This window comes from Acinetobacter sp. ANC_7512 (genome assembly GCF_056779935.1).
The window spans coordinates 1-387 of record NZ_JBWYIX010000039.1; the positions used below are offsets into that span (position 1 = coordinate 1).

Genomic DNA, 387 nt, shown 5'->3' on the forward strand with positions numbered 1-387 from the left:
GCTTCGGGTTGATAAAACGCCAGCCCATGGTGGTGTCTTCAATCTTTTGACTACGACCAAATGCACTCTCAGATTTACCCATCACAAATGGTGCACGTGACATGGATTCAACACCACCTGCCACAATCACGTCAGCTTCGCCTGCTTTAATGGCACGCGCGGCCATTGCCACAGTATCGAGTGATGAACCACATAGACGGTTGACTGTGGTTGCAGGTACTGTATAAGGAATACCTGCTAAAAGCGCCGACATACGACCGACGTTACGGTTATCTTCACCGGCTTGGTTGGCACAACCAAATAAAACGTCATCGACGACATTCCAATCCACAGAAGGGTTACGTTCCATTAAAGCTTTTAATGGCACTGCACCTAAGTCATCCGCAC

Annotated in this window: 1 protein-coding gene; it reads right to left on the reverse strand. The window is 48.6% G+C overall.

The window, feature by feature from the left end; all coding sequences use genetic code 11:
• The coding region (locus tag AC1M9H_RS14365) for a thiolase family protein (RefSeq protein ID WP_481613653.1) at positions 1-387 on the reverse strand (387 nt) is incomplete at both ends.